The sequence below is a fragment of the Kitasatospora sp. NPDC057500 genome, assembly GCF_042802195.1.
GTDB lineage: Bacteria > Actinomycetota > Actinomycetes > Streptomycetales > Streptomycetaceae > Kitasatospora.
Map to the genome: position 1 here is coordinate 1 of NZ_JBHVER010000318.1, position 5,904 is coordinate 5,904.

General features: G+C 72.6%; 3 protein-coding genes. 1 reads left to right on the top strand and 2 read right to left on the bottom strand.

Annotated elements, in window-relative coordinates; translation table 11 throughout:
- Positions 1 to 147: 147 nt before the first annotated feature.
- The gene (locus ACFU74_RS35430; RefSeq protein WP_380764250.1) at positions 148 to 1,089 is read right to left on the bottom strand and encodes a YihY/virulence factor BrkB family protein; all 942 of its coding nucleotides are present in this window, start codon (positions 1,087 to 1,089) and stop codon (positions 148 to 150) included.
- A gap of 66 nt (positions 1,090 to 1,155) precedes the next feature.
- A complete protein-coding gene (locus tag ACFU74_RS35435; protein WP_380764251.1) occupies positions 1,156 to 2,154 on the bottom strand; it encodes a glycosyltransferase family 2 protein in 999 nt (332 codons plus the stop codon).
- Between the two features lie 150 nt (positions 2,155 to 2,304).
- On the opposite strand from ACFU74_RS35435, the gene ACFU74_RS35440 reads away from it, so the two are divergent.
- Positions 2,305 to 5,880, top strand: a complete 3,576-nt coding sequence (locus tag ACFU74_RS35440; protein ID WP_380764252.1) for a CDP-glycerol glycerophosphotransferase family protein — start codon at positions 2,305 to 2,307, stop codon at positions 5,878 to 5,880.
- Positions 5,881 to 5,904 lie beyond the last annotated feature (24 nt).

A 5,904-nucleotide genomic window follows, 5' to 3' on the forward strand; every position in this document is an offset into this window, starting at 1 on the left:
GCCGGTGGGGCCGCCGCGGACGGCGGGGGCGGCGGCGCGCTCGGGCCGACGGGCTGGGTCGCCGTCGGGCTGGCCCTGGCGGCGGGCGGCTCGGGCGTCCTGCTGCTGCTCAGGCGGCGGAGCACCGCCGGCGGGTGAGCCCCGCGCTCACTCCTCCCCGGAGCGGTCCCGCGCCGCCTCGCCCGCCTCCTCGTCGGCGGCCTCGACCAGCGCCCGGGCGCGCTCCCGGGCCCGTTCCCGGGCCGCTTCCGGGTCGGCGGTGGCGGTCCAGGCGACGCAGTACATCAGCAGCCGGCAGACGAAGTTGATCCAGAGCAGCAGCGCCACCGGCACGCCGAACGCGCCGTAGAGGCTCCGCCCGGCGACCGAGCCGAGGTACGAGGAGAGCAGGATCTTCAGCAGTTCGAAGCCGACCGCGCCGATCAGCGCGGCCTGGAGGACGTCCCGCCGGCGCTGGTGGCCGATCCGCGGGAACGGCGCCAGCAGATAGGCGAAGAGCAGCATGTCCGAGGCCACCGCGACCAGCAGGCCGGCCGCGGTGAGCAGGTAGCCGGCCGAGCCCAGGCCGATCCAGTCGGCGATCCGGCCCGCCAGCGTGGTGCCGGCGGCCGAGGCGCCGAGCGAGACCAGCGAGACCGCGCCCAGACCGCCCAGCACCACGAAGTCCCAGGCCTTGCGCAGCAGCGGGTTGCCCTCCTCGTCGGGCAGCTGCCACAGGTCCCGGATCGAGGTCCGCATGGTGTCCACCCAGCCGAGCCCGGACAGCACCAGCAGCACCCCGCTGACCAGGCCGACCGCACCCGCGTTGGCGACCAGCGAGGGCAGGTTGAGGGCGTCCGAGATGCCGGGCAGCTGGTCGGAGATGCGGTGCTGGATGTCCTCCACCCGGCTGTCGCTGAGGGTGGCGACCGCGATCGCCAGCGCGACCGTCAGCAGCGGGAAGAGCGCGAGGAAGCCGAAGAAGGTGACCGCGCCGGCCAGCCGGTTGCCGCGCAGCGCGGCGAAGTGCTGGTAGGCGCGGTACGGGCGGCTGCGCAGCACCCGCGCGACGAGCGGGCCGATCACCGGAAGGCGGGTCAGGAAGTCCACCGTCCGGTTATACCCGCGTGTCCCCCGAACGGGCGTCAGGCTCGGCGGGCGGCCCCGCAGGACGGCTCAGCGGCGGACCATCCGCCGGGCCCGGGCCAGCGCCCGGACCGCCTGGTAGGCGGTGTAGCGGCCCTGGCCGAGCAGTTCGGTGCGCAGCCCGGCCACCCCGCCGGGCGGCCGGTAGCCGGCCGGGCGCAGCCGGGCGCAGTGCCCGGCCGCCCGGCGGAAGAACTCCCGGCGGTCGCCGGGCGGCACCCGGCCGGGCCGGGAGACCACGGTGTTGAGGTGGTGCAGCATCCGGCCGTAGACCACCGGGCGCCAGCGCTCCAGGTCGGGGCGGCCGTCCAGGAACGCGAAGACCAGGTCGTACTGGCCGAAGACGTCGAAGTGCTTGCGGCTCGCGGTGGCCAGGATGTTGCCGCCCTCCTGGCGCTGGCGGTAGTGGACGCCGACCCGGTCGAGCAGGGTGATGCTCCGGGCGGCGAGCAGCGCCGGGTACGTCCAGGGGGTGTCCTCGTAGTAGCCGGCCGGGAAGGTCAGGCCCTGGGCGGTGACGAAGTCGCGGCGGTAGGCCTTGTTCCAGACCACCTGGAGCAGTTCCAGCAGGTCGGGGCGGTCGGCGAGGTCGAAGACGTCGCGCGAGGGGGCGCCGAAGACCTTGGCCGAGGCGGCCGGCACGATGCGGCCGTCGGCGTAGGTGCGGGCGTAGTCGTAGACCAGGACGTCCGGGTCGCCGCCCTGCCGCAGCCGCTCGTCCACCGCCTCCAGCAGACCGGGGGTCAGGGTGTCGTCGCTGTCCAGGAAGAGCACGTAGTCGCCGGTGGCGACCGCCAGGCCGGCGTTGCGGGCCCGGCCGAGGCCGACGTTCTCCGGCAGGTGCAGCACCCGCACCCGGGGGTCGCGGGCGGCGGCCTCGTCCAGCAGGGCGCCGCAGCCGTCCGGGGAGCGGTCGTCCACCGCGATCAGCTCGAAATCCGGGCCGTCCTGGCCGAGCACCGAGGAGAGGCACTCGGGGAGGTACTCCTCGACGCGGAAGACCGGGACGATCACACTGAAGCGGGGCATGGCCCCAGGGTAGTGGGGGCGGCGGACCGGGGCCCCGGCGGGCCTTTTGGGCGGACGGTAGGATCGACGGGCACGTACGCACCGATCAAAGTGCGGTCAGACCCCGAACCGGGCTGCCACGCTCCTTCCCGAGAAAGGCCTGCGTAGCCGATGGCTCCCCGCCTCTCCATCGTCGTCCCGATCTACAACGTCGAGCGCTACCTCGTGGAGTGCCTCGACTCGATCGCCGCCCAGACGTTCACGGACTTCGAGTGCGTCATGGTCGACGACGGTTCGAAGGACAACAGTGCCGCCCTCGCCGAGGCGTACGCCGCCAAGGACTCCCGATTCCGGCTGGTCCGCCAGGTCAACAAGGGCCTCGGCGCGGCCCGCAACACCGGCATCCGGCACATCGACCCGGACGCCGAGTTCCTCTGCTTCGTCGACAGCGACGACTCGATGCCGCCCAGCGCGTACGAGCTGATGATCAACACGCTGGACGAGACCGGCTCGGACTTCGCCACCGGCAACGTGCTGCGGTTCCGCGCGATCGGCTACTACCAGTCCGGCGGCCACAGCCGCCCGTTCGCCAAGACGGTGCTGAAGACGCACATCACCGAGATCCCGTCGCTGGTCACCGACCGCACCGCGTGGAACAAGGTGTACCGCCGCTCCTTCTTCGACGCGGCCGGCATCCTCTACCCCGAGGGCATCCTGTACGAGGACGCCCCGGTCAGCGTGCCGCACCACTACCTCGCCAAGAGCGTGGACGTGCTCTCCGAGCCGATCTACCACTGGCGCGAGCGCGAGGTCGGCGAGATGTCGATCACCCAGATGCGCACCAACCCGAAGGGCCTGATCGACCGCGTCACCTCGGTCGAGCTGGTCCGCGGCTGGCTGAAGAAGCAGACCGAGCCGCGCTTCGCCGAGTACCTGAAGTCCTACGACGAGAACACCCTCGTCGAGGAGATCCCGATGTTCTTCTGGTCCGTCGTGGACGGCGACAAGGAGTACCGGGAGGCCTACATCCGCTGCGTCAGCCGGCTGCTGCGCTCGATCGGCCCGGAGCAGGTCAAGAAGCTGCGCGCGCCGCTGCGCCTGAAGTACCACCTGACGCTGCAGGGCCGGATCGACGAGTTCGTCGAGCAGATCAAGTACGAGGGCGAGAGCAACGGCGGCGTCATCGCCAAGGGCCTGCTGCGCCCGTACGCCGACTACCCGTTCCTGCGCGGCGGCCGCAAGAGCGTGCCGCCGGGCCTGCTCAGCCTGCGCAACTCCACCGTCATCCGCAGCCGGCTCTACGAGTCGCGCTGGGAGGGCGGCCGGCTGCGGCTGACCGGTCACGCGTACCCGGAGCAGCTGGGCGCGGCCAACAAGCACGACATGGTCCGCACCCTGGTGCTGCGCGAGGCCAAGGGCCGCCGGGTCATCGCGGTGCCGATGAAGACCCAGTACAGCCCCGAGGCCACCGCCACCAACCACCACGACCTCTACAACTGCGACTGGGCCGGCTTCACCGTCGCCGTCGACCCGGAGAAGCTCAAGCACCGCGGCCAGTGGAAGGACGGCAACTGGCGCGTCCTGGTCGCCGGCGCCGGCAAGGGCGGCGTCTACAAGGGCCGGATCTGGGCCGGCTGGGCGGACAGCGCGATCTACCTCCCCTCGCACTGGGTCGAGCCGGACGTGCGGATCGTGCCGTTCGTCCGTGACGGCAGCGTCTACCTGCGGGTGGAGAACGTGCGGGTGCGGGTGACCGGCCTCGCCGCGCAGGGCGACACCGTCGAGGTGTCCGGCGCGGCCCGCTCGGGCGTCCGGCTGGCCTGGGCGAAGCTGCGGCTCACCCACGTCGAGTCCGAGCGCGAGCTGTTCTTCCCGGTGGACGCAGGCACCCCGGTCGGCGGCCTCCAGCAGTTCCGCGCCTCCTTCCCGGTCCCGGAGCTGACCGAGGTGCGCGAGAGCTGGGCCGAGCTGGACCCGCTCGCCGAGGAGCGCGCCCGCGACCGCTGGGACACCAGCCTGGTGCTGGCCGACGGCACCGTCGTGCCGCTCGCCTGGGACGACCGCAACGCGCCGGAGCAGCTCAACCTGGTCCTCGACGCGGACGCCGAGCCCGTACGGCGGCGCGCCCTCTACACCAAGCCCTCCCCCGGCGGCTACCTCCAGTTCCTGGACCAGCTGCTCCAGCCGATAGTGCACCAGGTCACCGCGCGCGGCGCGGACGGCTTCCTGCTCAGCGGCACCTTCCCGCTGCCCGGCACCCACCGCTGGGAGCTGGTGGCCCGCCACCACTGGGGCGAGGAGCAGCACGTCTACCCGGTGGAGATCGCCGACGGCCGGTTCCGCACCACGCTGCCCGCCGTGCCGACCGCGTCCTTCGCCGGCAACGTGCCGCTGGCCCAGGGCGGCTGGAACATCTCGTTCCGCCCGGTCGGCGTCGCCTACCACCCGGACATGGCCAACTACGCGCTGATCTCGCCCGAGTGCTGGAGCGCACTGCCGCTGGAGGTGGAGGCCCGCGGCAAGCGGATCGTGCTGGAGCGCCGCCACCACGACGGCCTTCAGCTGGAGTCGGAGAACATACTGCTTCCGGAGGAGCGCAGCGGCTGGCGCCAGCGCCAGCTGCGGACCGTCGACTACCCGGCCGCCCGCCGGCAGCCGCTGCGCGACACCGTGCTCTACAACGTCGCGCTCGGCGGCCTCTACGCGGACTCGCCGCGGGCGATCCACGAGGAGCTGGTCCGCCGCGGCCTGCCGCTGGAGCACCTGTGGGGCACCGACGACCTCCAGGCCGACCTGCCGCAGTCGGCCGGCGCCGTCCGGCTCTGGAGCCCGGAGTGGTTCGAGGCGCTGGCCACCGCGAAGTACGTGGTCACCAGCGCGCACCTGCCGGACTTCTTCGTCCGCCGGCCCGGCCAGATCGTCCTGCAGACCTGGCACGGCTCGCCGCTCAAGCAGCTCGGCCACGACTTCGAGAAGGTCTGGTTCACCGACGCGCACTACCTGAAGGGGCTCGTCAAGGAGGTTCCGAACTGGAGCATCCTGCTGGCCGGCAGCACCTGGGCGGCCCCGGTGCTGCGCCGCGCCTTCGACTTCAAGGGCGAGATCCTGGAGAGCGGCCTGCCGCGCAACGACGTGTTCTTCTCCCCGGACAAGGAGAAGACCGCCGAGCGGGTGCGCGAGCGGCTCGGCCTGCCCGAGGGCAAGAAGGTCGTGCTCTACGCGCCGACCTGGCGCGAGGACCGGCGCCGCCACTACGGCGGCTACCAGCTGAACCTCCAGCTGGACCTGGCCGCGGCGCAGGCCGCGCTGGGCGAGGACCAGGTGCTGCTGGTGCGCCGGCACGCCAACGTCCGCGAGCAGATCGCCGAGGCCGGCAACGGCTACGTCTGGGACGTCAGCAGCTACCCGGACATGGCCGAGCTGCTGCTGGTCGCCGACGTGCTGGTGACCGACTACGCGGCGTCGACCTTCGACTTCGCCGCGACCGGCAAGCCGATCCTGTTCTTCACCTACGACCTGGCGCACTACCGCGACAACCTGCGCGGCTTCTCGCTGGACTTCGAGGCGGACGCGCCCGGCCCGCTGCTGGCCACCTCGGAGGAGCTGGTCACGGCGCTCGGCCGGGTGGACGAGGTCGCCGCCGAGTACGCCGGGAAGTACGCGGCGTTCCGCGCCGCGTACTGCGACCTGGACGACGGCCGCGCCGCCGCCCGGGCCGTGGACGCGATGCTGAGCCGCGAGGCCTGACCGGCCGCCCGCCAGTGCCGGAGG